The organism is Anabaena sp. FACHB-595, assembly GCF_048568275.1.
Lineage (GTDB): Bacteria > Cyanobacteriota > Cyanobacteriia > Cyanobacteriales > Nostocaceae > Trichormus.
The window spans coordinates 387,589-413,305 of the sequence record NZ_CP183473.1 but is presented as its reverse complement, the minus strand read 5'-3'; the positions used below and the strand labels follow the sequence as shown (position 1 = coordinate 413,305).

21 protein-coding genes are annotated in these 25,717 nt (G+C 41.5%); 12 read left to right on the top strand and 9 right to left on the bottom strand.

Features of this window, described 5'->3' with window-relative positions; genetic code table 11:
• Positions 1–87: 87 nt before the first annotated feature.
• Positions 88–948, bottom strand: a complete 861-nt coding sequence (locus tag ACN222_RS01765; protein WP_010994532.1) for a response regulator transcription factor — start codon at positions 946–948, stop codon at positions 88–90.
• A gap of 363 nt (positions 949–1,311) precedes the next feature.
• Between ACN222_RS01765 and rlmN the strand changes: the two genes are divergently transcribed.
• Entirely contained in the window at positions 1,312–2,379 is a 1,068-nt protein-coding gene (gene rlmN, locus ACN222_RS01760; protein ID WP_096637229.1) for a 23S rRNA (adenine(2503)-C(2))-methyltransferase RlmN, read from the top strand.
• A gap of 208 nt (positions 2,380–2,587) precedes the next feature.
• On the opposite strand, the gene ACN222_RS01755 is transcribed toward rlmN, so the two are convergent.
• Complete coding sequence (locus ACN222_RS01755) at positions 2,588–8,002, bottom strand: trifunctional serine/threonine-protein kinase/ATP-binding protein/sensor histidine kinase (RefSeq protein WP_419756882.1); 5,415 nt, start codon at positions 8,000–8,002, stop codon at positions 2,588–2,590.
• Positions 8,003–8,380: 378 nt separating this feature from the next.
• Positions 8,381–9,298, bottom strand: a complete 918-nt coding sequence (locus ACN222_RS01750) for a LysR family transcriptional regulator (protein WP_010994529.1) — start codon at positions 9,296–9,298, stop codon at positions 8,381–8,383.
• 85 nt (positions 9,299–9,383) lie between these two features.
• Between ACN222_RS01750 and ACN222_RS01745 the strand changes: the two genes are divergently transcribed.
• The 4 genes from ACN222_RS01745 (at position 9,384) to ACN222_RS01730 (ending at position 12,493) form a co-directional block, all read left to right on the top strand.
• The gene (locus ACN222_RS01745) at positions 9,384–10,130 is read left to right on the top strand and encodes an SDR family oxidoreductase (protein ID WP_010994528.1); all 747 of its coding nucleotides are present in this window, start codon (positions 9,384–9,386) and stop codon (positions 10,128–10,130) included.
• Between the two features lie 6 nt (positions 10,131–10,136).
• The gene (locus ACN222_RS01740) at positions 10,137–11,045 is read left to right on the top strand and encodes an SMP-30/gluconolactonase/LRE family protein (RefSeq protein WP_010994527.1); all 909 of its coding nucleotides are present in this window, start codon (positions 10,137–10,139) and stop codon (positions 11,043–11,045) included.
• 117 nt (positions 11,046–11,162) lie between these two features.
• Complete coding sequence (locus tag ACN222_RS01735) at positions 11,163–11,723, top strand: antibiotic biosynthesis monooxygenase (RefSeq protein ID WP_010994526.1); 561 nt, start codon at positions 11,163–11,165, stop codon at positions 11,721–11,723.
• 353 nt (positions 11,724–12,076) lie between these two features.
• On the top strand, positions 12,077–12,493 hold the full coding sequence (locus ACN222_RS01730; RefSeq protein ID WP_010994525.1) for a 2TM domain-containing protein: 417 nt from the start codon (positions 12,077–12,079) through the stop codon (positions 12,491–12,493).
• A 237-nt stretch (positions 12,494–12,730) separates the two neighbouring features.
• On the opposite strand, the gene ACN222_RS01725 is transcribed toward ACN222_RS01730, so the two are convergent.
• From ACN222_RS01725 to thrB, 3 genes are all read right to left on the bottom strand, one after another.
• Entirely contained in the window at positions 12,731–14,344 is a 1,614-nt protein-coding gene (locus tag ACN222_RS01725; RefSeq protein WP_044520586.1) for an NAD(P)H-quinone oxidoreductase subunit 4, read from the bottom strand.
• 289 nt (positions 14,345–14,633) lie between these two features.
• Positions 14,634–15,173, bottom strand: a complete 540-nt coding sequence (locus ACN222_RS01720) for a hypothetical protein (RefSeq protein ID WP_010994523.1) — start codon at positions 15,171–15,173, stop codon at positions 14,634–14,636.
• A gap of 16 nt (positions 15,174–15,189) precedes the next feature.
• Positions 15,190–16,098 carry a homoserine kinase gene (gene thrB, locus ACN222_RS01715; protein WP_044520585.1) on the bottom strand — a complete coding sequence of 303 codons (909 nt, stop codon included), beginning with the start codon at positions 16,096–16,098 and terminating at the stop codon, positions 15,190–15,192.
• A gap of 463 nt (positions 16,099–16,561) precedes the next feature.
• Between thrB and ACN222_RS01710 the strand changes: the two genes are divergently transcribed.
• On the top strand, positions 16,562–17,374 hold the full coding sequence (locus ACN222_RS01710) for a MerR family transcriptional regulator (protein WP_044520584.1): 813 nt from the start codon (positions 16,562–16,564) through the stop codon (positions 17,372–17,374).
• 8 nt (positions 17,375–17,382) lie between these two features.
• Here ACN222_RS01710 and ACN222_RS01705 read toward each other — a convergent pair whose 3' ends face one another.
• The gene (locus ACN222_RS01705; RefSeq protein WP_044520583.1) at positions 17,383–19,725 is read right to left on the bottom strand and encodes a bifunctional serine/threonine-protein kinase/ABC transporter substrate-binding protein; all 2,343 of its coding nucleotides are present in this window, start codon (positions 19,723–19,725) and stop codon (positions 17,383–17,385) included.
• A gap of 283 nt (positions 19,726–20,008) precedes the next feature.
• Between ACN222_RS01705 and ACN222_RS01700 the strand changes: the two genes are divergently transcribed.
• The 3 genes from ACN222_RS01700 to ACN222_RS01690 all read left to right on the top strand — a co-directional run bounded on the left by ACN222_RS01700 (position 20,009) and on the right by ACN222_RS01690 (position 22,817).
• On the top strand, positions 20,009–20,515 hold the full coding sequence (locus ACN222_RS01700) for a tetratricopeptide repeat protein (protein ID WP_049942315.1): 507 nt from the start codon (positions 20,009–20,011) through the stop codon (positions 20,513–20,515).
• A gap of 42 nt (positions 20,516–20,557) precedes the next feature.
• Positions 20,558–21,871 (top strand): dicarboxylate/amino acid:cation symporter, encoded by a 1,314-nt coding sequence (locus ACN222_RS01695; protein WP_010994518.1) that lies wholly within the window; start codon positions 20,558–20,560, stop codon positions 21,869–21,871.
• A gap of 199 nt (positions 21,872–22,070) precedes the next feature.
• Positions 22,071–22,817: a DUF2207 domain-containing protein gene (locus ACN222_RS01690; RefSeq protein ID WP_269083587.1), complete on the top strand. Its 747-nt coding sequence runs from the start codon at positions 22,071–22,073 to the stop codon at positions 22,815–22,817.
• On the opposite strand, the gene ACN222_RS01685 is transcribed toward ACN222_RS01690, so the two are convergent.
• Positions 22,814–24,004, bottom strand: a complete 1,191-nt coding sequence (locus ACN222_RS01685) for an ATP-binding protein (protein WP_010994516.1) — start codon at positions 24,002–24,004, stop codon at positions 22,814–22,816. The two genes, ACN222_RS01690 and ACN222_RS01685, sit on opposite strands and share 4 nt — an antisense overlap.
• Positions 24,005–24,288: 284 nt before the next feature.
• Here ACN222_RS01685 and ACN222_RS01680 point away from each other — a divergent pair, with 284 nt between their 5' ends.
• The 3 genes from ACN222_RS01680 to ACN222_RS01670 all read left to right on the top strand — a co-directional run bounded on the left by ACN222_RS01680 (position 24,289) and on the right by ACN222_RS01670 (position 25,108).
• A complete protein-coding gene (locus ACN222_RS01680; protein ID WP_044522672.1) occupies positions 24,289–24,513 on the top strand; it encodes a hypothetical protein in 225 nt (74 codons plus the stop codon).
• 63 nt (positions 24,514–24,576) lie between these two features.
• Positions 24,577–24,762 (top strand): hypothetical protein, encoded by a 186-nt coding sequence (locus tag ACN222_RS01675; RefSeq protein WP_010994514.1) that lies wholly within the window; start codon positions 24,577–24,579, stop codon positions 24,760–24,762.
• Positions 24,743–25,108: a type II toxin-antitoxin system PemK/MazF family toxin gene (locus ACN222_RS01670; protein WP_010994513.1), complete on the top strand. Its 366-nt coding sequence runs from the start codon at positions 24,743–24,745 to the stop codon at positions 25,106–25,108. Before ACN222_RS01675 ends, ACN222_RS01670 begins: the two co-directional genes overlap by 20 nt.
• Before the next feature lie 50 nt (positions 25,109–25,158).
• On the opposite strand, the gene ACN222_RS01665 is transcribed toward ACN222_RS01670, so the two are convergent.
• A complete protein-coding gene (locus ACN222_RS01665) occupies positions 25,159–25,629 on the bottom strand; it encodes a hypothetical protein (protein WP_096637228.1) in 471 nt (156 codons plus the stop codon).
• Positions 25,630–25,717 lie beyond the last annotated feature (88 nt).

The window sequence follows — 25,717 nt, the reverse complement described above, 5'->3', positions numbered from 1 at the left end:
CAGGTATTGCTACCTGTCGCAAAATGATAATTTCTTGCTTAATTTTTCTTGTATTAAGCCGGAACATAAGTCAGCAATAACTAATGACTAATCAATTAATCCTTCTTGTCGAGCGCGGATTTCAGTTTGAATACGCATATTTTTTCCTGGTTCTGGATAAATACCAAGTACATCTTGAATCTTCGTCCAGTAGGTACGCACAGCGCGCTCGGATCTGTGAATCCGTTTGCAGATTGCTATATCTGTCAAGCCTTCTTCAAAAGCTAATTTCAGCACTTCTAACCATTCTGGCTTCAGTTCCAGTCCGGTTTTGATGTCTTTGGTGTGGGTTGCACCTTGTAGTGCTAAATTAGCACGAACTATCATCTCAGATTCGCATAGTCCTTTATCAGCGATCGCAAATCCACCTTGATGCTCATCAATTTCGTGTTTAATCCTGACCAAAGCTTTGACATAACTACTTTGTACCAAAAAATTCTGTTGGGGATATTCCTTGATTAACTGTTGTAGCAAATTGATACCTGTATCAATATAGGCGATCGCCCCAGATTTTTCGGGTATCGATAAATCCATGACAATCAAATCAAAGGCAGAATTTCTCATCTGTGTCAGCGCCTCAACTACTGTTTTGGCTGTGGCGATCGCTGCTTCTGGATATTGTTGCTGTAGTACATTCAGCGTTCCGCTTAAAATTAACTGGTGGTCATCAACAACTAAAATTTCCAGTGTGGATGATTCTTGGGTCATTATCAATTGATCAACACTAACCATACTTATCTCTTTATCGGTAATCAACTGTTTGATTATCTGTGTATATTCAAAATTAGGCTCACTGGTATTAGTTGTTAAAGTTTGGAGTTTTATATAGTTAAAGTCTCTATTTGGAGCTTGTAAGTCGTTCGTGTTTAAACCTTGTATCCATGTAAGTGCTTTTACTAATAGTTTCATTGCAAATAGTATATATGGTACTCAATACACAAAATGTTAAGAATATATTTATTCAAAAACAATGACTCGTCTCATCACACACCTATTTGATCTTTGTTAGGGTAACTTGATGTGTGCCAGAAAATTCCCCCCACTCGTATTCCTTGCTCTCTTTCCCTTTCCACGTCTTAACTACGCAAGTAAGTATGGCTACGCTACGCTGTGCGAACAGAAATCCAAATAGGCAAGGTATCCACTTAATTCTATAAAAACCAGAATTCGATGCCTATGCAGAAAAATGCACTTCTTTTGAAGTTTGAACATCGCCACTAACTTCCTTTGAAAGTTGTAGGATAGAGATTCAGAATTAATTTGTGATTTCTTATGTCTGCTACGCCTGTCACCCAGCTAACTCCATCATCTCAGCCACAACAACCTTGTTCCCCTCTGCTCGGCGCTTCAGTCACGGAGTTAACTAGTTGGGTGCAGCAGCAAGGACAACCTGCTTATAGGGGTAAGCAGCTGCATGATTGGATTTATCACAAGGGAGTGCGATCGCTCACTGATATCTCTGTATTCTCTAAACAATGGCGGGCTGCTGTTGCAGATGTCCCCATTGGACGTTCTACCATTCACCATCGGTCTGTAGCATCGGATGGGACTGTAAAATATCTCCTACAACTAAGCGATGGTGAAATTGTGGAAGCTGTGGGTATCCCTACAGACAAGCGGTTGACTGTCTGCGTCTCTACCCAAGTGGGTTGTCCGATGGCTTGCGATTTCTGCGCTACTGGTAAGGGTGGCTACAAACGCAACCTAGAAAGACATGAAATTGTTGATCAAGTTCTTACTGTCCAAGAAGATTTTCAGCAACGGGTGAGTCATGTTGTCTTCATGGGGATGGGTGAACCGTTGTTAAATACTGAGAATGTTTTGGCTGGACTGAGAAGCTTAAATCAAGATGTGGGTATTGGACAGCGATCGCTCACTTTATCTACTGTAGGGATACGCGATCGCATTAGTGAATTAGCCGAACACCATTTACAAGTGACTCTGGCGGTGAGTCTCCACGCCCCTAACCAAGCACTGCGGGAACAACTCATTCCCAGCGCTCGCTCTTATCACATCGAGGATTTGCTGGCTGAATGTCGAGAATATGTAGCTATCACAGGAAGACGGATTTCTTTTGAATATATCCTGCTGGCTGGTGTTAACGATTTGCCAGAACACGCTTTAGAACTATCAAAGCATCTGCGGGGCTTTCAAAATCACGTCAACTTGATTCCTTATAATCCTATTGATGAAGTTGATTATAAACGCCCTAGTGGCGATCGTATTCAAGCTTTCCTCACAGTGCTTCAGCAACAACATATTGCGGTGAGTGTCCGCTATTCTCGTGGTTTAGAGGCTGATGCTGCTTGTGGACAACTACGCACCAAAGCATCAAGGTAATACCAATAAAAAAAAGAATGCGACAAATAAACCATCTGTAGAGACGCGATGAATCGCGTCTTCACCCAAGGATGTATAGCAATCATTTATAAAGAGTAAAAGCAGAGGAAAGTTTGGTAGGGTGCGTCAGTATGAATAATTTCTGAGTACAGTTAGGTTTTTTTGCACTGACGCACCCTACATTTGGAATTGATTCATCTAGAAGTCCCTAATTTTGAGCCTCATCCAGAATTGGTAAGGTGATGACAAATTCAGTTCCTTTACCAAGGGTAGAATTTACTCCCAGTGTTCCGCTATGTTTTTCTACCACAATAGACTGAGCTATAGCCAGTCCTAATCCCGTTCCTTTTCCTACCATTTTGGTAGTAAATAAGTGGTCAAATATCTTGGCTTTAACTTCTTCGCTCATGCCCTTACCATTATCAGCAATGATAATTTGTACTTGGTTATCTTCTAGCAAGGTTCTAATTGTTATCTTGTTGGGATTTGCTTGAATTTCTGCAAAACTATGTCCCATATTTGCCTCATCTAAGGCATCAATAGCATTGGCTATAATATTCATAAATACCTGATTTATTTGCCCTGGAAAGCATTCAATCATGGGTGAATCAGCATATTCTTTTACTACTTCAATCGCTGGACGTTGTTCGTTAGCTTTGAGACGATGCTTTAAAATTAGAATTGTACTATCAATACCTTCATGAATATTGAATGGTACTTTATAATCTCTATCGGCACGGGAGAAAGTGCAAAGACTAGTACTAATATTTTGGAGTCTTTCACAAGCCATTGTCATCGACTCAATCATTTTTGGCAAATCTTCTAAACTATATTCCAAGTCAATTTCTTCAGCATGGTCTTTGATTTCCTTAGTCTTGCTGGGTAAAGTCTCTTGATAGAGCTTTAAGTGTTCGGTAATATCAGCTATGATTGGTTGGGCTTGTATCAGACTAGCAGCAATAAAACCCAAGGGATTATTCATTTCATGGGCTACCCCAGCGACTAAATTACCCAGTGCTGACATTTTTTCACTTTGGACAATTTGTAATTGGGCTTGTTGTAAATCTTGTAATGCTTGTTGGGCTTTTTGATAAAGTCTGGCATTTTCTAGTGATATTGCTGCTTGGGAAGAAAGTAGATTAACTACTTGCAGATGTTCGCTATTAAATACTTCACTTGTGAGTTCATTTTCTAAGTAGAGAATCCCCACTAAATGCCCTTGATTAATAATTGGTGTGCATAATACACTTTTTGGCTGATGCTGTAGCATATATTCCCCAATTACCCCAGGAATATCTGTTTGGCAATTGTCTATAATCAGGATTTTCTGGGTATTTTTCACGTAATTGATAATTTTTTCGGGAATATCTTGACAATCGTCTATTGATTGTGAGGACAGGATAGTTTGTATATTAGTGTGAGAACTTGACTCTTGATTAATCGAGGTAATTGCCTTAACTTGCCAAGTGTCTTCTTGGGGAAGAATGAGTACAGATTTTTTTGCGCCGGAGTTTTCGAGGATAATTCTGGTGAGGTTGGCAATGAGTTCGTCTAATTCAATACAGCTAGAGATAGCTTGAGCGCCTTTGAGGACAGAGGTAAAGTCCAGAATCTCGGAAATATTTGTGCTACTAGTAGTAGAAGTGTGAGTGGATGAAGTAGCTGCACGAAAGGTAATAGTTTCTAAGGGGTTGAAGTTGATCCGTTGCTGTTGCAGAATAGGTTTGAGGAGTTGGGGATAGGTTTTTTCTAGGTAATTAACTTTGGCTTTGGCTCCCCAACGGGCGTAGCCGTAGCAGGCTTCCTGCATATATACTTGGGCAATTTTTACTTTACCCCAGTCGAGATAGAATTTAGCTGCAAGTTCGTTAGCTAAGGCTTCTTCGTAGCCATACTGATTTGCTTGAGCTTGGCTAATTGCTTGCTCATAAAGTTCAATGGCCTTGGTTTTTTGTTTTTTAATCCGGGCTTTTTCGGCTTGAATGAGGAGAAACTTGTGCCGGATATTTTCTGGACAAGCTTTTGCCCAACGCTTTAAGCTTGCTTCTAGGGGGAGGAGTGCTTGCCAATGGTGTTGACGCTGAGATTCTTCGGTAGCAGTTTCACCTAGAGCTAGGTGCATTAATGCCACATAAAAAACGCTGGAAGGGACTTTTGCATGGCTGGAAATAGTGTTTTCAATCATGCTCAGTTGGGGAATTAAATCAGAGTAGGTGGATTTTTGGTCAAATAAATAAGCATGGCGAATTTTAACGGAATATAACCAAGACAAGTGATAGGGAGCATTGGCATATTTTTGCAAATATTCAGCTTCACTAAAACTGTCATCATCAAAGGTGAAGGGTGTTTTTGTTAACCCCAAAAGATGGCGAATTGGTTGAATAACTCCTGCTGTTAAAGCATCTAGGTTATCTAAGCTTTTGATATGATGAAGAAAAGCTGCATGGTTTTGAGCGATCGCATACAGATCATCTAAATGTTTACCATAGGTTAGGCGATCAGAACCACTCTGCATCATCATGAAGCCCACTGTTAGCCAGTTTCCCGCTTCCATCCCATATTGGTAGGCGTTGTTATAGTATGTATCTGCCTCTTGTATGGGACGACTCCAACTATGCACATCAGCTGCAAAAAGGAAATTCGTCATCCCTCGCACATCAGCATTATCAAATTGTTCACAAAGTTGTACTGCCATTTCCCCAAACCGATAAGCAGTAGCGCAGTCTTTGAATACACCATTAGCAATTAAGCCATAGCCGGCATAACCAAAGGGAGACATATCGCTATTACCATACTCTAATGACAGTGTGGTCATCTTGGCGATTGCTAGGAGGGCTAAGGTGCTTTGACCATCGAGCCAGGCGGCGTAGAACAGAATTTGTAAAATCCGCAGCATTTCTGCAATGCTGGGGTCTGTCATTTTGGGGACTGCAAGGATGGATTCAATGGTATGCTGCTCTAGAAATTGTTGGACTGTGGCGATTTCGTCATCTAGGCCAGCTTGTATCATCTCCGGTTGTGTGGGCATCGTCCATCCCAACATCTGTAAACTTTGACATTGAATAGCGATCGCCTCAGCATTTCGTCCCTGAAGCTGATATTGTGTCATCTGTATGCGATAAATTATGGCTTGGTCAAGGGGAGCTTGAGCATAGGTGAGTGTTTCTGCATACAAGGCTTCGGCTTGGTCAAATTTACCACAAAGATAAGCGGCTTCTGAAGCATCACGGTGCAAACTGTAGATGAGTGGATAGTCTTGCTGCCAAGCATCTGGGGATAATAGACTCATCCCAATGGTACAATACTCGTAAGCAGCTTGATAGGCGGCTGAGAGTTTGGCTTTTTGTCCAGCTTTTAAATTGAGATGCGCCAGTTCTTGTTTCTGCTCATTGCTGGTGATGACATCTAGCCCCATATTCAACTGGTTGACAATGTCAAAAATCCGTTCTTCTTGTTCCCCTTGAGATAACCCTTGCAACAGCAATTGACCAATCTGGAAATGGGTATACTGCTTTTGTTCTACGGGAATCAATGAGTATGCTGCTTGCTGGACGCGATCATGTAGAAATTTGTAGGTAACTGTCTGGGAACCTTTGACTTCATCCTGTATTTCCCTATCGACATAAAATTTATAAACTTCACTCTGGGGTAAAATCAGTCCTTCTTGTAATGCTTTCCATAAGGCTGTAGCGGTTTCAGTTAATGATTTTTCCCAAATAATCGCCAATATTCCTAAATCAAATTTATTTCCTATACACGCTGCAAATTTTAAAATATTCTGTGTTGTCTGTGGCAATTTCCGTAACTGCAATGCCATGAATTCAACAACATCATCGGCAAGGGATGACTGTTTAACTCCCACAATATCGCACTGCCAATTTCCCTCATCCCCATTAAATGTAATCAGTCCATCTTCATATATTGCTTTAATAAATTGGGTGCTGAAAAATGGGTTTCCCTTGGTTTTTTGATATACCAATTGAGTTAATGGTTGGGCAATTGCCGATGAACAACTCAGGGTATCTGCCACCAGTTGATTTAAACTAGAGTGACTGAGGGGCGCAAGGGTAATAGTATTGATGGTGGCTTGGGCTTTTCTAATTTCTGCCAAACTGAACATCAATGGATGGGCATCGGTAACTTCATTATCTCGATAAGCCCCAATTAATAATAAATATCCCCCTCCTGATTCACTCATCAACAACTGCATCAAGTTGAGAGATGCGGAATCTGCCCATTGCAAATCATCTAAAAACATCACTAAGGGATGTTCCTGAGTTTTGAATACCTGGACAAATTTCTGAAATAATAGATTAAACCGATTTTGGGCAGCCGTTCCTGATAGTTCTATGATTGGAGGTTGTTGACCAATAATTCCTGCTAATTCGGGGATGACTTCAATAATTACCTGTCCGTTCTCACCAACGGCTGCTAATATCTGACTTTTCCATTGCTGGATTTGAGCGTCGCTTTCTGTCAACAACTGCCCCATTAAATCCCGGAATGCTTGTACAAAGGCACTGAAGGGAATATTACGCTGAAATTGGTCATATTTGCCTTTAATGAAATAACCCCGTTGCCGAACAATGGGTTTATGAACTTCGTTAACTACAGCAGTTTTCCCAATACCCGAAAACCCAGCTACCAGCATCATTTCGGTTTTCCCCGTACTGACGCGCTCAAATGCTTGGAGTAGGGTTTCTACTTCGGCTTCTCGTCCATATAATTTATCAGGAATCATGAAGCGATCGCAAACATCCCTCTGAGCAATTGGGAAACTCTCGATTTTACCTGTTTCTTGCAGTTGGAGTAAGCATTTTTCTAAATCATACTTCAGACCTAATGCACTTTGATAGCGGTCTTCAGCATTTTTCGCCATGAGTTTATTAACAATGTCTGAGAGTACAGATGGAATTGTTGTATTAGTTTCATGTACTAAGGTTGCGGCTTTTGCCAGATGACAATGTACCAACTCCATCGCATCCTCTGACGGGAATGGTAATGTTCCTGTCAATAGTTCGTAAAAAGTTGCCCCCAAGGAATAAAAATCAGTGCGATAGTCAATCCCCCGATTCATCCTTCCAGTTTGTTCGGGAGAAATATAACCTAATGTCCCTTCCAAAACGTTGGGATTGATTAAAGTTTGAGTTTCCCGTGGGAGTAAGGAGGCAATACTAAAGTCAATTAATTTAACCTGTGTCGTTTTCGGGTTAATGAGAATATTGGCAGGTTTAATATCTTTATGAATAATGCGCTCACGATATAGTATGTCTAAGATGTCGCATAGTGCGATCGCTATTTGTAAAAATTTCTCTAAAGACGCAACATTATTATTGGCGAAATAATCCTTCACAGAAATTCCGCCAAAGTCTTCCATCACTAACTGATAGCCATTCTGTAAGGGTTCTAGGCTATAGGTTTTGATGATTCCGGGATAGTCGAGATTTTTGGCAATGGTGTATTGATTGCGAAATTGTACCAGTTCGGAAAAGCTGGGATAATGATTCTTCAGCAGTTTAATTACCACTGGTAAGCAGTCTACTTCTCTAACGGCTCGATAAACTAGGGTTCTCGAACCATTATAAAGTTCTTCGCTAATCGCATAACCGGGAACACTAAGCATATTATCAAATCTTGAATATCAGATTTAGGATTCCCGTACCAGCGAAATATTGTAATAAACAAAGTAGAAGTTCATAATATCTTGTTAGAAAAATAATCCTCATATCCCAAATTTACTGGAAATCCTCAATTTAAATTTCCCCTATATGGCAAGTGTTACAAAGCAGATAAAATTCGCATGGTTTGCGTCGCACCTTTTTTGTCGCTGATTCAATGGCAGAATTAGAAGGCTGGAATGTATCTGGAGATATGATGTTTGGTCGTCCCCCTACCTAAAGTGAGTTTGCCAAAACAGTTGCTTTCCTGATTTCCGATAATGCCAAATTCATTACAGGGACAACATTGAAAGTAGATGAAGCTTATTCTGCGGAGATTTAGATTAAATTCCCTCACAAACACTTTTGAGCATCTGCCGTAACCAAATACTCGCTTGATCCTGATCTGTAAGTTTACTCCACAACATAGAAATCATCCAAGGTTCAGTTTTTACAGGAAGTTCAAAAATTTCTAGTGTATCTTTATAAGCAAATGGTGTCAGCAGTCGTGAAGGAATGACAGTCACCAAGTCGCTAGATGAAATGACAGTTGGCAAGATGAGCAAATGGGGGGTAGTCAACACGACTCGACGCTGAAGATTGTATTGAGCAAGCACCTTATCAATTTCACCAATGTCATCTCTTCGGAGAGTAAAAAGAGCTTGAGGGAGACGAGCAAAGGTTTCCGGTGTCATACTCTCCTGAGTAACAACAGGATGTCCACGCCGACAAAGACCAACAAAGTGTTCTTCAAATAATGGCATTTGTCTTGTTTGTCGGGGTGGATTTTGAAACAAACCCAACGCAACATGAATTTCTCGTTGTTCTAACAGGTCTCCTACACTATCTTTCTCAAAACCAATTAGTCGAAAATCAATGCTTGGTGCAACCTGGCGACAAACCTCTAACAACTTGGGTAGAACAACATAGCTGGTGTAGTCCGAACTACCAATGGCAAAGGTATGTTTAGAAGTTGTTGGGTCAAAGGTTTGACTAGATTCTAATGTCTGTCGAATCTGCTGGAGCGCAACTGATATACCTGGAGAAATTTCTAGAGCTTTTGCTGTCGGCTGCATTTCCCGACCAATACGGATGAATAATTCATCCTGAAATAGTATTCGTAGCCTTGCAAGAGCCGCACTCATAGCTGGTTGTCCTAAATACAAGCGTTGGGCTGCTGCTGTCACACTTCGCTCTTCAAAAAGCACCTCAAACGTAACCAGTAGGTTGAGGTCAATGGAAGATAAATCTATTAATCCCATTAATAAAATATATCGCTGCAATCAATTTGCTTAATTTATAACATCTCAGTACAGTAAACCTAAAAGCATTCTTTAGGTCACAAAAATGACGGAACAAAAGAGAATTGCGGTGGTAACTGGCAGTAATCGAGGTCTAGGATATGCTATTTCCCGTAAATTAGCCCAAATTGGTATCCATGTCATTCTGACGAGTCGTAATGAAGCTGATGGTTTAGCAGCCAAGCAGCAATTATCTAGTGAAGGACTGGATGCAGATTATTGTGTTCTAGATGTGACTAATGATGTGAGTGTTCAGAAGTTTACTAAATGGTTGCATGAGACCTATAGCAAAGTAGATATTTTAGTCAACAATGCAGGCATAAATCCCACAACTAAGCCAGAAGAATCTAGCTTGCTGACTGTGCAACTGGAAACAATGCGTTTCACTTGGGAAACTAATGTTTTAGCTGTAGTGAGAATTACTCAAGCATTAATTCCCTTAATGCAGGCGCAGAATTACGGTCGCATCGTCAATATTTCCACAGAAATGGCTTCTCTGTCCTCAATTTCTGATGATTATTACCCTTTAGCGCCATCGTACAGACTTTCTAAAGTAGGTGTGAATGGCATCACAGCTATTTTGGCGAAGGAACTCCAAGGTACGAATATTCTGGTGAACGCCTATTCTCCTGGTTGGATGAAAACAGATATGGGGGGTGATAATGCTCCGTTTACAGCAGAAGAGGGAGCAGAAACAGCCGTCTATTTGGCAACACTACCGGATAGAGGAGTGCAAGGCCAGTTTTTTGCAGAGATGCGGAAGTTTGGTGGACCCGTTCAATTACAGTGGTAGGTTAATATGACGAATTTACCTCCGATTTATGCAGAGACTCCAGTTGATTTGGCTCCAGCCAAAGTGATTACCTCATTCCCTGTGAATACTTTTCTGGAAAATTTGGCGATCGCTCCCGATGGTACAATCTTCGTAACCAATCATGAAATCGGTCAAATTGTCCGCATCACCCCAGATGGCAATCAACAGATTCATGCCAGCGTTCCAGGCAAGGTAAGTGGTATAGCTTTTACTAACAATAGTGGTTTAGTCGTCACAGGATGGAATGCTGATTCTGTACCCGTGGTTTCTTTAGTTGATCAAAATGGTACAGTAGAAACCTTATTGACCTTGCCAGATGCCATATTTCTCAACGGTGTCACTCCTCTATCCAATAACCGTTATTTGGCAGCAGATTCCTATCGTGGTGCCATCTGGCTAATTGATATTGCTCAACCCAGTGCATCAATTTGGTTAGAACATTCTTTACTGGCTCGTAGCAATGCAGATAACCCCATCCCCGCCGCCAATGGCATCAAACGTTTTGCTAATACACTATATGTTTCCAATACAGAAAAAATGTTGTTGCTGCGGATTCCCCTTGGTATAGCAGATGTCCCAGGTGAGCCAGAAATCTTTGTTGAGAAAACAAATATCGATGACTTTGCATTTGACGTGGAAGGCAATCTTTACGGAGCAACACACATTTACAACAGTGTAGTACGAATAGGTACTGATGGCAGTACAACCATTATTGCTCAAGCCGAGCAAGGTGTAATTGGTAGTACATCTGTGGCCTTTGGTCAAAGTCCAGATGACTGCACTGCCATCTATGTCGTCACCAACGGTGGGATGTTTTTACCTCCTCCTACGGGAGTTGTCCCTGCAAACGTTGTGCGCTTGGAAGTCAATAAAACTGGGTATATTTTTGTTTAAAAATTACCAGAAACAAGTCCTATTTATACCTATTCACAAAATCTTTGCTACACCTCAATAATCTATAGGGACGTACACAGTGCGTCCTTACTTCCACTCTGATTAGTACCAATAGAAATGCAACAAGACGATCAAATTATTACAGTGGTCATTTCACAACTTGTCAAACCAGGATGTGAAGCCGCTTACGAAGCTTGGTTAAAAGATATTACCACCGTTGCTAGAACCTACCCTGGTCACATGGGAACCAACGTGATTCGCCCTCAACTCGGAGTGCGAACAGAATACGTGATTATCTTCCGGTTTGACGGCTATGAAAATCTTAAGGCATGGATGACATCGCGCGATCGCGCATATTGGCTAACTCAAGCCGAAACTTTGGTAGAATCTGACCCCCAAGTTCAGCAAATCAATGGCTTAGAAGCTTGGTTTTCTCTTCCCGGCCAACCACTGAAGACACCACCGCGCTATAAAACAGCTTTACTAACTTGGGCATCTGTATATATTTTGATTAATCTATTGAACACATTTATAACACCCCTATTACGCGGCTTACCCCCCTTCCTCATTTCCTTGATTATTACAGTTATTATGGTTTTGCTATTAACCTATGTCGTTATCCCCAGAGTGAACCTTTTATTCAGCTTCTGGCTGTATCCTCAATCACGAAAAGTCTAAAAATTAAAATTAATTTGATTCGCTCGATATATCTATATTTGTGTTTTCAATTACTGCATGGGTTATTTTTTCAGATATAAAATATGAATCTTAGCTGTTCATAACAACGGGTAAATATATTTTTAATTGTTTTGTCGCTAAAGTTTCCAAATCAACTTTTGCCCAGCTATTTTTTCACCTTCTTAGGTATTTACATGACCAAAAATGAAAAGGATACAAGCCCCTCTCTTACGCAGTTCAGATGACTGTGGCAAGCCGCTTGCGCGTCTACGGAGGAAACCTCCGCTATGACTTGGCGCTAAATTTATTTATGGGGTCATTAATTTTGAATTTTGAATTCGGAGCGAAGCGACGTGACTTACAATTCAGAACAAATGCAACAGATTCTCCAAAAAGCTTTTGCTCGTCAGCAACAGGGGGAAATTTCACGGCAGCAAATTATAGAAATTGCATCAGAACTAGGAGTTTCATCGGCATCTTTGCAAGCTGCTGAACAAGAATGGTTGAGCCAAGAAATAGGAGAGAAAAAGCGGCAGAGATTTCATGCCCAACGACGAGAGGAATTTAAAACACACCTGATTACTTTTATTGGTGTCAACGGATTTTTGGTTGTTTTGAATCTGTTAACAAGCCCTGGCTATTTTTGGGCGATTTTCCCCCTATTGGGTTGGGGGTTAGGTTTATTCTTCTCTGGTATAAAGGCTTATAAAACTAGCGGAGAATCCTATGAACACGATTTTCAGGAATGGTCTAAAAAATTTCCAAAATAAATAAAAACCCCATCCCTTTATTGGTGGAGTTTTGTCAGTAGTCAGTAATCGATAGTGAGTGCTAAAGACACCTAAAAACCACCCACTAGGGGATGGGATATTAAACCAGATTCAAAACAACTAACAACTAACAACTGACACACGCAGTGCAATAAAATTTTAGGGGTAGTTTTGCAACCACCCCTAATTTCCGTCATATTTAGGATTTACTTTCAGCACCCTTGCTGAGAGATATATTTACTTAGAGATATTAACTAAACTTTCAACTTGAGCATTAGCCAGTGTTGGTGCAGTGAAAATCTGGGAGTACAGACTTGATGGCTGTTGTCCTGCAACCACTGGTAAAACTTGACGAGCGTGAGCGGCAATTTCTACAGTCTTCGCATCATAAGTTTGGGTAATCAACTTGGGATACAAACCGATACCGATGATGGGAAGCAATAAAGAAGCAGTGATGAACAATTCACGAGGTTTCACATCAGGGACGAAAGCATCAAGATGTAACTCGTCACTTTGTTTGCCGTAGAAGACTTGGCGCAACATAGACAATAAGTAAATTGGAGTCAGAATCACACCCACTGCTGACAGTAGGACGACTACAACTTTGAAACTGGAACTGTAGACATCGCTGGTAGCGATACCGATGAACACCATCAATTCACCTACGAAACCACTCATTCCGGGTAATGCTAGAGAAGCCATTGCGCCGGCTGTGTAGAGAGCGAAGGTTTTGGGCATTATTTTACCGATACCACCCATTTTGTCCATCAATAAGGTGTGGGTACGTTCGTAAGTCACACCAGTTAAGAAGAACAAGCTAGCCGCAACCAAACCGTGGGAAACCATCTGTAGTACTGCTCCACTAACACCAATTTCTGTGTAGGAAGCTAGACCAATTAACACAAAACCCATGTGGGCGATTGAAGAGTAAGCTAGACGGCGTTTGAGGTTGGTTTGAGCAAAGGCACAGCAAGCACCATAAACAATGTTTACTACACCCAATATTGCTAAGACTGGTGCAAAGTAAACATGGGCATCAGGCAACATTTCCATGTTGAAGCGAATGAGGGCATAACCACCCATTTTCAGCAACACACCAGCCAGAATCATCGAACCAGGGGCAGATGCTTCACCGTGAGCATCGGGTAGCCAAGTGTGGAGAGGGAAAATTGGCAGTTTGACACCAAAGGCAATCAAGAATCCTGCATAAGCTAATAATTCAATCGCTTTGGGATATTCTTTCATTCCCAGGGCTGCGATGTCGAAAGTAACTGTATCTCCAGAGAATGCGAGTGCAAATCCGGCTACGAGAATAAATATAGAAGCAGCAGCAGTATAAAGGATGAACTTGGTCGCTGCATAACGGCGTTTGGGACCTCCCCAGATGGAAATCAGCAGGTAGACAGGAACTAGCTCGATTTCCCACATGAGGAAGAATAATAGCAAGTCTTGGGCAACAAACACGCCTAACTGGGCGCTGTACATCACCAACATCAACCCATAAAATAATCGCGGCTTGTTGGTTACTTTCCAAGCCGCGAAGATTGCGAGTGTGTTAATTAAGCCTGTTAACAACAGTAAGGGCATTGATAAGCCGTCAACTGCTACAGACCAATTCAAACCTATTTGAGGAACCCAAGCGTATTTTTCAACAAATTGGTAACTCGAACTTTGGAAGTCGTAATAATGCCAGAAAGCGGCAATCATTAAGGCAAAGTCTGCAAAGGCGACACCCAATCCATACCAACGAACCGTTTTTCCTTCTTTGTCGGGAATGATGGGGATGGCTAGGGCTGCCACCAGGGGTAAGGCAATTATGGCTGTTAGCCAGGGAAACTCAATGAGATTCATCACTTCTGACAATCGTTTTTTCTTTTCGCTTTTAATTACATTATATTAAGGAATTGTTACTTTTGTAAACTTTATTTATCTCTGAAAAATTAAATTTTGGTTATAGATAGGAATTTATACTCAATAATTCTGCAATTCTCGTGATGAGCAGGAATAAATACTCATGGGAATTGCCTGCCAGCCCATTCTAGGCATAAATTTTTGTAACGTCAACAAAAAACGGTGGCTCCAACCACCGTTATAAATTGTCATATTGCCTCTATTTTGGGGGAGGATTTTTTAGAATTCTCTAAACAATGCGATTGACAATTGTCCAAACTGCCCCATCTGAGCGGACATAGGGAACTGAAATGGTTTTGAACCCGGTAATAAAGGGTTTGTAATAAACCTGCCAATATAGAGGACTGAGTTGATCAGCACAAGCTTTGAGCAAGCGAATTTCTGTTGCCAGTTCTCCGGCTATTTCATTAATTCGTTCCGCATGGACTTGAGCCACTTCTTTGGCTGCTTCTAATTGTTGCTCTTGGTCAATTTGTTGCTGTCTTCTTGGTAAACGAGCTAATTCAGCTTTTTTGTGCTGTAGCTGTGTGTCTAAAGCAGCGATCGCATCTTCTATGCCTTTGATTTCAGCAAATAGTTGGGCATTTTCCCTAGCTTGGCGGCGATAAGCTTCCACAATGGCGAACGGGGAATCATCCTCATGAGTAATTGCATCATTATTAATAGTCAGCGCCGCACGTTCTTGCTCCAGCACTTGAATTTGCGACTTGAGTGCTGTCATCTCCGACTGAATTTGCTTTAAAGGCAAGCTGGGATTAAGTTCTTTCATGTTGAATTTTGAATTGTTAAGTTGCGCCATGAGTATCGAGAGCAAGCGATCGCACTACAGCCGTAATTCCTGCTTCTTGCCAAGCTGTGGACATTGCCGCCTCAACAGCTGCCGCATGAGACACATCCGCTAAAGCCAACAAAGTCGGCCCCGCGCCACTAATCACCATACCGTAAGCACCAGCAGCTACAGCCGCAGTATTCACAGCATCGTAACCAGGAATTAAAGCTTGGCGATAAGGCTGATGTAACTTATCTTGTAAAGCTGCCCTTAACCATTCTCCCTTACCTGTTTCCAAGCCGCGCAACAATAACCCCAAATGGGCAGTATTAAAAATCGCATCTGCACGACTATATTCTGTTGGTAAAACTCGCCGCGCCTCTGAGGTGGACAATTCAAAATCGGGAATTGCCAGTACTGGGACAATATGACTATGCCAGGGAACATCACAAATTTCCCAACCACTAGCACCAGTAGCCGCCAGACGACATCCCCCCAACAAAGCGGGTACGACATTATCAGGATGTCCTTCGATGGCGATCGCTAATGCCATCACCTGCGCCTGAGACAAAGGCTCACCAGCCAATCGATTCGCCGCCACCAAACCCCCAACAATCGCCGTGGCTGAACTACCCAAACCCCTCGCCAGTGGTACACCCAACTCAATTTCGATTTTTACCCCTGGCGCTGGCTGATCTATATATTGATATAACTTGGCAAACGCCTGATAAATTAAATTACTCTCATCTGTTGGTACGCGTTCCGCTTCCGCGCCTGTGGCTTGAATAATTAACCCACTTTCTTCCAGGCGGGTGAACTGGAATTGATTATATATAGTCAACGCTGCACCGATGCAGTCAAAACCAGGCCCTAAATTAGCAGTTGTGCCAGGAACCTTAACTGTGACAGAAGAAACAACAGACATTTATAAATACTCACTTAACAGTCAATAATCAATAGTCATTATCTTTTGGACTATTGACTCACCTTACCAATCAACCAGCATCCCACGTAACCGGTCAATTAGTCATTAGTTAATGATGAAAATGACACGGTAGTCGCTGTTTGTGAGAAAGTCGTTTGTCTTCAACAGTCCTACTGCTGAGGTTATCACTATGCTGCCCAGTAATATTTCTAGGCTCAGAGCAATCATAAGTCTTTTCCTCACACCTTATGTAGCTGTTGATGGTTGACTGTTGTCTGTTGACAGACTTGAAAGCCTTTTATGGTCAGAGTTTTGTCTTAGCTTGATGTCCTAATCTATCTGACTATGGCTATATATCAAAAATACTCAAAAAAGACTCTTGACTCTACCCTTAGGGCAGGGTGTGTACTGTAGACAGTTGGATAGATTAAGTAATCCATATCACCTACAGCGCAGTAAAAAGATGCTGAAAATAGGAGACTTTTCTAAACTTAGCCAAGTGAGTGTGAAAGCATTACGTCTCTACGATCAAATGGGACTGCTCAAACCAATAAAAGTAGACAACTTTACCAGCTATCGCTACTACTCGGCTGAACAACTACCGCGACTGAATCGCATTTTAGCCTTCAAGGATTTGGGGTTTTCCCTAGAGCAAATTGCCAAGTTATTAGATGAGAATTTACCACCGGAGCAAATTCGTGGAATGCTGCGCCTCAAGCAAGGAGAAATTCAGCGATTGGTGGAGGCGGAACAAGCACGACTCATTCGAGTGGAAGCAAGACTCAAGCAAATTGAACAGGAGGACAGTATGCCTAACTATGAAGTTGTGATCAAAAAGGTTGCCCCGATACAAGTAGCATCAATACGGCAGATATTACCGGATAATCCAAGTATAGGGCAACTCTACGGTGAAATATCAGAATATTTGGCACAAAATGGCGTTAAAGCTGGTGATTACTATGCTGGTATTTGGCACGATCCAGGTTACAAAGATACTGATATAGATGCTGAAGCTGTCATCTCAATTGAAGGCTCCATCAAAGGTAATGAGAGAATAAAAATCTATGAGTTACCTGGATCAGAAACAACTGCTTGCTTAATTCATCACGGCAGTTATGAAACCCTCGCTCAAGCCTATGCCACTTTAGTATCTTGGATTGAAGCTAATGGCTACAATATTACTGCTCCTAACCGCGAAGTTTATATCATTGGTGGCAATGAGCAGAATAATGATTCCTATGTAACAGAACTACAGTTTCCAGTAGCTCAAGCTTGATATACCAACTACTGGCATTGTAAAGAGCGATCGCTAGGAATAAAGAAAAAACCATTATCATCACAATTACGCTGGACTCTTACCATCGTAATTTTTCCATTTTGGCGATCGCTTCCGGCAAATTGAATTACTCCTGTTGCACCTGTAACGGAAAATTGAGGTTGGCTGAGTGTTTTTTTAATGCCGAGGCGAGTAGGATTTTGGGTGATGGCTTGACTCAAAACTAATGTTGCATCGTAGCTAGTTGCTGTTCGCCATGTAATGTTTGTGTTGCTGAGGATTGACAGTATATCAATTTTCCAGAGGTTTTGGACTTCCTTGACAAACGTTGAATTTATCTCATTGAGGGGATGCCAAAAAACTGCCCAAGCTGTGTATTTGATTTCGGGTGAAGAGAAAGCTTTCTCTGATGTGAACGAATCAGAACTATAGAGGCTGTCACCTGCAACAATCCAAACTTGATTGATATTCGACTGAATCACTCGTAAGGCATTGGGAATTGCATTATACAACCCTACTCCGGCATCGGGGATCAGGACAATTGCCTTTGCACCTTGGGTTTGAGCTTGATTTAGCGCTGTTATGGCGTTGAAGCGATCGCTGGCTAAATTAAAAGCTGCTTGATGATCAATCACCTTTAGAGGAAGTGATTTTGTGCTTTCTCGAACAGCCTGGGAAAGAGATTCAGCATACTCACTACCTCGACTATAAAAGATAGCTACTTGATTCTGTTTCAATGCAGACAACAAGTAAGTTACCATTTTTTGGGCTGCGATGCGATCGCTAGGGACAGTACGAAAGAAAAAAGGGTCTTTGAGATTTTGAGAAGTGCTAGTAGCAGAAATTAAGACTACTCTGGCTTGGCTATAAATTGGTAAAGAATTTTTGGTGGCTTCGCTGCTATAGTGACCCAAAACAGCCAGTAAATCACGATATTTTACTAAATGCTGGGCAATTTTACGGGCATTATTACCCGTTTTGCTATCTTCCCGATTACTATCATCAGCAATGATAATGCGTAAAGCTCGACCTTTTTTTAGTGCTTCAGTTTGAGCTTGCGCTACACCTCTGAGTATTTCCCGACCTATATCTGTGCGTCGTTCCAGGGGGACTGCAACGGCGATAGTATAAATTTGATTTGCGGGAAATTGCTGGTGAATTTTGGCATTGTTGAGGTAAATTAACGTTTCTGGGTCTGATTCTTGCTGGAAAGCAGTTTCTAGGAAATTCACGGCTGCGCCGAAATTTCGATTACGATACTGTTCCATTCCTAATTGCTTTGCTGGTGGCGGCTGACTATTACCCCAAAAGCTACTGGGAGTGAGGCTTTCTTCTCCACAACTAAGATAATCGTTGAGTATGTTGTCACAAGTCCGAGGTAATGTAATTTCCTGGTATAAGGATTTTCCCGCGAACAGCAATAACACACCACAAGTAGCACTCAGCAATAATTTTGGCCATTGGTGCGAATGCTGGTCAATTTTTTCAATCTTTTCGAGAATTGCTTGTGCTGTAGGCGGACGGTGGTAGGGATGAGAATCTGTCATTACCTGAAGCAAAGAGATGAATTTTTTGGGAGTTTTTGGGTCTTGAATATATTTAGACCAATTGAGTAAATCTTGAGCGCGATCGCCTGTTGGGTCAATGCCTGTGAGTAAATAGATCAAAGTCCGACCCAGTGCATAAAAATCTGACTGCACAACGGCGTGACCATCACGTTGTTCGGGTGCAGTATAACCAAGGGAATGAACTATGGTGACGGACTCACGGTTGATGATTGTCTGTGTCACTTTACGCGCCGCACCAAAATCAATTAACACCAGTTTTCCATCAGGACAAACCATAATATTTGCTGGCTTGATATCCCGATGGAAAAACTTTTCCTCATGTACGAATTGGAGAATCTGCGTTAGTTGTTTTAGCCAATCTAATGCTGTTTTATAAGATGTTACATATTGATGGTGAGATAACCAAGTCTGTAAATCTTCACCAGGAATTTTCTCCATCACAAAACACCACAATTGACGACCTGTGTTTAAAACCAGGGGAAATAGTGCTTCGCCAATAGGTAACCCAGGATGTCGCAACGTGTTCAATATTGATGCTTCTTGCTGAAAAAGTCGTTCTAGTTGTGGCGTTACCTCTTTCAGAGACTTGAGAACTTTAGGTTGATCTCGGTTAACTAAATCTTCGATTGCAAATACTTCTGTATAGCTACCTCTATCAGTTCGTAGGAAATGCCTAAGTCGGTAGCGATTTTGAAGTATGAGTGGCGTTCCACAGTTTTGACATACTGCACTAGTATCAGGATTTTCTCGCTGCGAACAATCGGGATTGATGCAGTACGCCATAAAGTAAAGACAAAAAGCCAACAAACAATATACGTATTCTAAAACCACAACCTGTTAAAAAAAGCCTTTTCCAACACTTTATTTCAGAGTTTTTACTAATGGCAGGGAATGGGGAAGGGGAAGAGGCAGAGGAGCAGGAGAGAAGAGAACTATTAAGTGTTGAGCAATGACTAATTTGTCAAGCTCAATTTTATATCAGTTATGGGGTGAGCTAAAACTTGACTAGTATACAGCAACTAATTCAACGATATTACTAACATACCCAAGCATGATCGAGAAAATCATGAAGCGTTTACTCTCAACTACTGCTGCTACTGTTACGTTAGTGTTTTCGTTGTCCACCCAAACAATGTCTGCGGTGGCACAGAGGCATCCTCAAACTCCAATTTCCACTATTACAGCCTCAAATAGACAATCATCATTACATTTCAAAATTAATTCTAACAATCCTGAAGCCCATGCTCAGATGCGATCGGGAGACGAAAAAGGGGCGATCGCCTCCATTACTATTGAGTTTCAATCTGTAGAGCAATTACACCTCCATCTAGGTATTATGCACCTGTTGTCAGGAGACATGAAAGGAGCAATTGAAGATTTTAACCAAGCCATACTTATTAATCCTAACTATGCCGAAGCCTACAAAGGCCGAGGTGTTGCCAAGGTGCAATTGGGAGACGAAAAAGAGGCAATTGAAGATTTACAGAAAGCTGCTGACATCTTTCAAGAACAAGAAGAAACAGCCAAATACCAAGAGGTTATCAACATAATTAGGCAGATTAATGACAAGTGAAGGTAATCCGCCATTTATCCACAAGTAATAACACTGGAAATTATGAGTGACTCCAAAGGCTTTGTGTTCTCGAAGACCTTTCCTCTTTCATTGCAGATTGCGATCGCTCTCATTCTAGCCGTAGTTGTAGGAATCCTATTTGGTGCAGGTAATCCAAATCCCAACTTCATCGACTTAATCAATCATCTCACCATCCCCTGCAATTTAATCCTCAAAGCCCTACGTGCCTTAGCCACACCGTTGATTTTGCTCGCCATTCTCCACGCCTTTCTTACAGTACATATTCCGGGGCGTTCAGGACGAAAACTAGCAATATTGTTGTTGACCAATACCCTCATGGCAATTGTCATCGGACTGTTGGTTGCCAATTTATTACAACCTGGGCGTTGGTGGTCGGTTGCATCCTTTGGCGCTGCACCTACAAATAAAACCCTTGACCCTTGGGGATTACTGCAAGATATAGTTCCACCTTCTATATTACAGCCCTTAGTTGATAACAATGTGATTCAACTAGTGTTCGTGGCTTTGGCTTTTGGGGTAGTTTTACGTGCCATCAAAACTGAGCAGGTTGCCCAAAAAAAGAACGATTATCAACCAGTTGAGCAACTAATTGGCTTATTGTTTGAGGCTGTGATGGCAGTGTTGAAATGGGTAATTGCCCTAGTTCCCATCGCCGTATTTGGGATTGTCGCCAAAACCATCGCTTTACAAGGTTTTAAACCATTCATCTCATTAGCTGCCTTTATTGTCGCCGTATTAATTGGGCTATTTCTCCAAGGAATTTACTATACACTCCGAGTTAAATTTGGTTCTTGGGTAAGTCCCCAAAGGTTTCTCCGTGGTGGTAGCGATGCACTGTTAACAGCTTTTTCTACCGCCTCATCCACAGCCGCCATGCCTGTAACCTTCCAAGCTTTGATGCAGAAAATCGGTGTGCGGGAATCTTCCGCATCTCTGGGGGCTTTGGTAGGTAGCAATTTCAACAATGATGGGACGGCCTTGTATGAAGCCATGTCTGCTTTATTTGTTGGTCAGTTGTTGGGACTGCATTTAAATCTACCCCAACAATTGATGGTAGTGTTCACCTCAATCATCGCTTCTGTGGGCGCTGCGGGGATTCCTGAAGCTGGACTGGTGACAATGACGCTGGTGTTTACGGCGGTAGGATTGCCGACTCAATATATTGCCCTCTTGATTACGGTGGATTGGTTTCTCGATCGCTGTCGGACTGCAATCAATGTCATGGGAGATATGACTATTAGTTGTTTGCTGGATGGTAAAACACAGCAGGTTGAGCAGGTGGATGTTGTGTATTTGGAGGGTGATTTATCTCACGCAGAGGTGCAAAGCGAATGAGCGTTTTTAGCTAACCAACGCTAGGAATTAATCAATTCAAAATTCAAAATTCAAAATTAACTAATAGTAATCAATGATTCAAACTATGTGGAATAAAACCATCCAAAGATTGTGTCTATTTTGCGTTGCTCTCTTTTGTAGTCTTGGGCTTTCTCTCAATCATGTCCAAGCTCAATCAGTGCCTTTCTATTGGGAATTTATGAATGTTGATATCGCCGTACAAACTAACGGTGATATGTATGTTACCGAAACTCAGAAATATACATTTACCGGAGACTATAAAAATCAACGCTATCGTTACATTCCCCTTGATAAAGTAGACAAAATTACCGATGTATCAGTAGCAGAAAATGGTCAATTATTACCCAGCGAAACAGGTACGGAAAATAACCAACTTTGGATTCGTTGGGAACATCAACTTAAAGCGCCTGAAAGCCATACTTTCGTCTTGAAATATCGCGTTGTTGGTGGATTACACGTCAACGATAATGATGCTCAAGTCTACTGGAAAGCCATTTTTGCTGACCGTCAAGCCCCTATTAAACAGGCACGAGTCAGAGTAAAATTTCCTGAACAATTGGCTAATAATATCAAAGATTTCCAAAGCTTTGGTGTAGCTGCCAACGTCCGTAAAGTAGATGCAAATACAGTTGAGGCTGTTGCCCAAACATCTCTGGAACCAGGGGAAGAATTAGAAATTCAGGTGAAATTTGATCCCACAGGAACTGAGATAAAAGCTCCAATTTGGCAAAGTTCACAATCTTTTACTGATGGGAGTCAGTTGATATTGTGGGGATTTTTACTGTTCTTATTCTTTATTTTCTTTTTCCGTGGAAGTGGTGGTGTTAGTGTTAGTTACGGAAGTGATGGAAGCAGTGATGGTGGCGGTGGTGGTGGAGGAGGAGGCGGTGGTGGCGGCGGTGGTGGCGGCGGTGGTGGTGGTTAAAATAAACGCTGCACGCACTTGAGAATGACTGGCTGTAAATAAAAGCGTTCTAGTTCACTATCTTTCATCGTTTCTATCAACCCCCTCCGCTTTAAGGATAAGAGCGCTGCTAAAATATCCCCATTGGCAGCATCACTAGCTAATTGCAATAGGATCTCTTGGCGAGTCAATCCTTGCACCTTTGTCGCCAAAGACTTGATCAGGATTTGTTCTAAAGTAGAAATCTGCTTCAGCCATTGCGTTACTAGGGGGGCAAATTCTCCAGCCACTAAGGTTCCAGAGGCTAAAAACTCTCCCACATCCCCAGCAAATAATTCATGAATGAAATTAGCCGCCATATTCAGAAACAAGGGATTACCACCATATTGATTAACTAGAGTAATCCACTGTTGAGCATCAAAAGTCAGTTGATGATGTTGCAACAGTTCAATTGCACCTTCCATCAGTCCACCAAGGGGGAAAATAACTGCGCCTCCAGCACTTAAAATATTTAACCCCTCTGGTTGTTCTCGGCTAGTGATAATCACACAACTATTATGAGTAGTCTGTACTACAGTGCGGAGAAAGTCGGCGTATGGTTCATATTCTGGGCGATACTGTCCCCCACGTTTACCCCCTAAAATGCTATCCCAACCATCAAAAACCATTAGGTTGTGCGGTACCAAAGTTGGTACTTTATCCTTAGCAGGTGGGTTGTGGTGAAACGAAAACCATAGAGTTTGAGAAAAATGAGATGACCTGCTTTCTACTAACTTTGTGGCTAAAGCCGTTTTCCCCATACCCCCAATCCCTGTAATAGCAATTAGGCGTGTTCCTTGTTCAATTGCTTGGCTGAGTGTTGTCAGTTCATAACGTCGTCCAAAAAATAAGGGAATATTGGGGATTTGGGTTGTCTCAATGATGAATGAGTTGGAGGGACGTTCCACTAAGTCTTGCCAATTCAATCCCAAAACCTGACAAAAAGCTTTAAATACCGACGCATCAATTGCATCACCTTTGAGGAAGCGTTTCCAGGTGGCTAAAGATACTCCGGCTGCAAAAACTTCCGCATTTTCCCAGTTACGCCCAGGCTCAAGAATTTGGCTTGCTTGTTCTAACCAACATGGATTATCAATTGTCCAACCTTTTTCGCTTCGAGCTTGTTTGATGATTTGCAATCCAGTCAGCGAGAGTTTGAGGCTAGGCATTGGATATGAGTAGGAAGGTGTAGCAAATTCATCCAGTTTAATTCTAGATTAGTCTGGAAAATTATGGGGGCGATCGCCTGAGATATTTTTTATGTCTAAGTCATTTAGAAGCTAATTTGAGTTGAGATAGGATTTATTAGTTAGTGTTATTCTTTTATTCTTTTGATTGACAACAGATGACAGACTCTTCAAAAAAGTTAAAAATAACTCTCAATTAATCAACGTTAAGATCAATAATCCCGTACAATGGCTAGCTGAAGTAATACAAGCTGAAGAAAGCAATGATGAAAACCCAAAGTGAAATTATTAAACAAGGATATGATGCCTTAATCAATTCCTTGGGAGTTGCGGATACTATTCGGTTTATCCAATATTTCAGTCCCGGTAAAGGAGACTACACCAAAGAATGTCATCAATGGTTAGATGAAAAAACTTTGTCTGATGTATTGGAGGATATGGAAAAATTATCTGAAGATGATAGCAATCAATATGATGAAATTATTGAGTAACGATTTACATAATATTTGAATTAGGATATAGAATCAAAATAGTATTTTTTGTGAAAACTTGACATGGATGCCCTCATTCAAGAACTAGATACCAAGATGCGCCAATGGCAGCCAGAGATTGTTAAACAGGTGCGGCAGAGCCTTGCAGAAATTATTGAACTAGCAGACCAAGATGCGTTAGATATTCTTCGTTCTAGGATAGTCGAGCAGGAAGTTTTGGATCTGATTGATGAACCCGAAACCCGGTGAAGTATGGCTAGTTGATTTAGGACTTGCAGCTAAAGCACGCCCTGTCGTTATTGTGTCTCGCTATGATTTGACTCCGCCACGCGCTTTGGTTATCTATATACCTATAACGACACAAAATAGAGGTAGTGCATACGAGGTTGAACTTCCTGTTCTATCGTTTTTACGGCAAGGTTCTGTTGCCAATGTGCAAGGACTAGGTTCCATCCCATCTGTAAGGCTGGAGCGCAAATTGGGTGAACTTTCAAAGGAAACAATGCTCGAAATTAAACAAGCTTTGATGTTTACTTTGGATTTAGTGGTTGACACGCAGGATGATGGAGCATTCAATACAGACGAAATAGGTTAGTTAATTTAATTTTTTCGACTGTAAATTGCCCAGCGAAAAAATGACTATGATTATTTAAAAATTGCCTGCAAATGTGTTCTCAAACTTTCGATGTTTTTCCAGTGAGACATCAGGTTTTCGCTATTTAGTGATTTTTCTTGCGTATTGAACCAACCCCAATTTGCTTGCAATACTTCTTGATCAAGAGGAATGTTACTAGGATTGTTGAAATCGGCGACCCAATGAACTTTGACCCATCTAAAAATACCCCAAGTATCTGATTCATCCCATTGGGGTCGATCCTCGCTTCCTTCATTCACCAGTTCAACTATGTGTGTCAAATAACGCTTGTGATCAAAGTGTTTTTGGGACAGGATGATAAATGCTCCTTTGGGTAAATTTAAGGCATGGCTATCTACTCCTACACTTCCTTCACTCTTTTTAAAGTTTAATGGGAAGTAAGCTCCAATAGGGTAGTCTTTATATGCCCATTTGTCATCATCATTGACGTTCTTGATATATTCCAGACGAGAAAAATCCATTGTTCTGCCTATGAATATTTGCGATCGCAACTATAACTTTACTGAGTTATGATCGTCAATTTAGATACACTAAATCTCATCTAGTAAT

Excerpts from the sequence above, each read along its gene's own strand:
- ACN222_RS01765 (WP_010994532.1), bottom strand. The coding sequence starts at position 948 with ATGAAACTATTAGTAAAAGCACTTACATGGATACAAGGTTTAAACACG.
- rlmN (WP_096637229.1), top strand. The coding sequence starts at position 1,312 with ATGTCTGCTACGCCTGTCACCCAGCTAACTCCATCATCTCAGCCACAA.
- ACN222_RS01755 (WP_419756882.1), bottom strand. The coding sequence starts at position 8,002 with ATGCTTAGTGTTCCCGGTTATGCGATTAGCGAAGAACTTTATAATGGT.
- ACN222_RS01750 (WP_010994529.1), bottom strand. The coding sequence starts at position 9,298 with ATGGGATTAATAGATTTATCTTCCATTGACCTCAACCTACTGGTTACG.
- ACN222_RS01745 (WP_010994528.1), top strand. The coding sequence starts at position 9,384 with ATGACGGAACAAAAGAGAATTGCGGTGGTAACTGGCAGTAATCGAGGT.
- ACN222_RS01740 (WP_010994527.1), top strand. The coding sequence starts at position 10,137 with ATGACGAATTTACCTCCGATTTATGCAGAGACTCCAGTTGATTTGGCT.
- ACN222_RS01735 (WP_010994526.1), top strand. The coding sequence starts at position 11,163 with ATGCAACAAGACGATCAAATTATTACAGTGGTCATTTCACAACTTGTC.
- ACN222_RS01725 (WP_044520586.1), bottom strand. The coding sequence starts at position 14,344 with ATGAATCTCATTGAGTTTCCCTGGCTAACAGCCATAATTGCCTTACCC.
- ACN222_RS01720 (WP_010994523.1), bottom strand. The coding sequence starts at position 15,173 with ATGAAAGAACTTAATCCCAGCTTGCCTTTAAAGCAAATTCAGTCGGAG.
- thrB (WP_044520585.1), bottom strand. The coding sequence starts at position 16,098 with ATGTCTGTTGTTTCTTCTGTCACAGTTAAGGTTCCTGGCACAACTGCT.
- ACN222_RS01710 (WP_044520584.1), top strand. The coding sequence starts at position 16,562 with ATGCTGAAAATAGGAGACTTTTCTAAACTTAGCCAAGTGAGTGTGAAA.
- ACN222_RS01705 (WP_044520583.1), bottom strand. The coding sequence starts at position 19,725 with ATGGCGTACTGCATCAATCCCGATTGTTCGCAGCGAGAAAATCCTGAT.
- ACN222_RS01700 (WP_049942315.1), top strand. The coding sequence starts at position 20,009 with ATGAAGCGTTTACTCTCAACTACTGCTGCTACTGTTACGTTAGTGTTT.
- ACN222_RS01695 (WP_010994518.1), top strand. The coding sequence starts at position 20,558 with ATGAGTGACTCCAAAGGCTTTGTGTTCTCGAAGACCTTTCCTCTTTCA.
- ACN222_RS01690 (WP_269083587.1), top strand. The coding sequence starts at position 22,071 with ATGAATGTTGATATCGCCGTACAAACTAACGGTGATATGTATGTTACC.
- ACN222_RS01685 (WP_010994516.1), bottom strand. The coding sequence starts at position 24,004 with ATGCCTAGCCTCAAACTCTCGCTGACTGGATTGCAAATCATCAAACAA.
- ACN222_RS01680 (WP_044522672.1), top strand. The coding sequence starts at position 24,289 with ATGAAAACCCAAAGTGAAATTATTAAACAAGGATATGATGCCTTAATC.
- ACN222_RS01675 (WP_010994514.1), top strand. The coding sequence starts at position 24,577 with ATGGATGCCCTCATTCAAGAACTAGATACCAAGATGCGCCAATGGCAG.
- ACN222_RS01670 (WP_010994513.1), top strand. The coding sequence starts at position 24,743 with ATGAACCCGAAACCCGGTGAAGTATGGCTAGTTGATTTAGGACTTGCA.
- ACN222_RS01665 (WP_096637228.1), bottom strand. The coding sequence starts at position 25,629 with ATGGATTTTTCTCGTCTGGAATATATCAAGAACGTCAATGATGATGAC.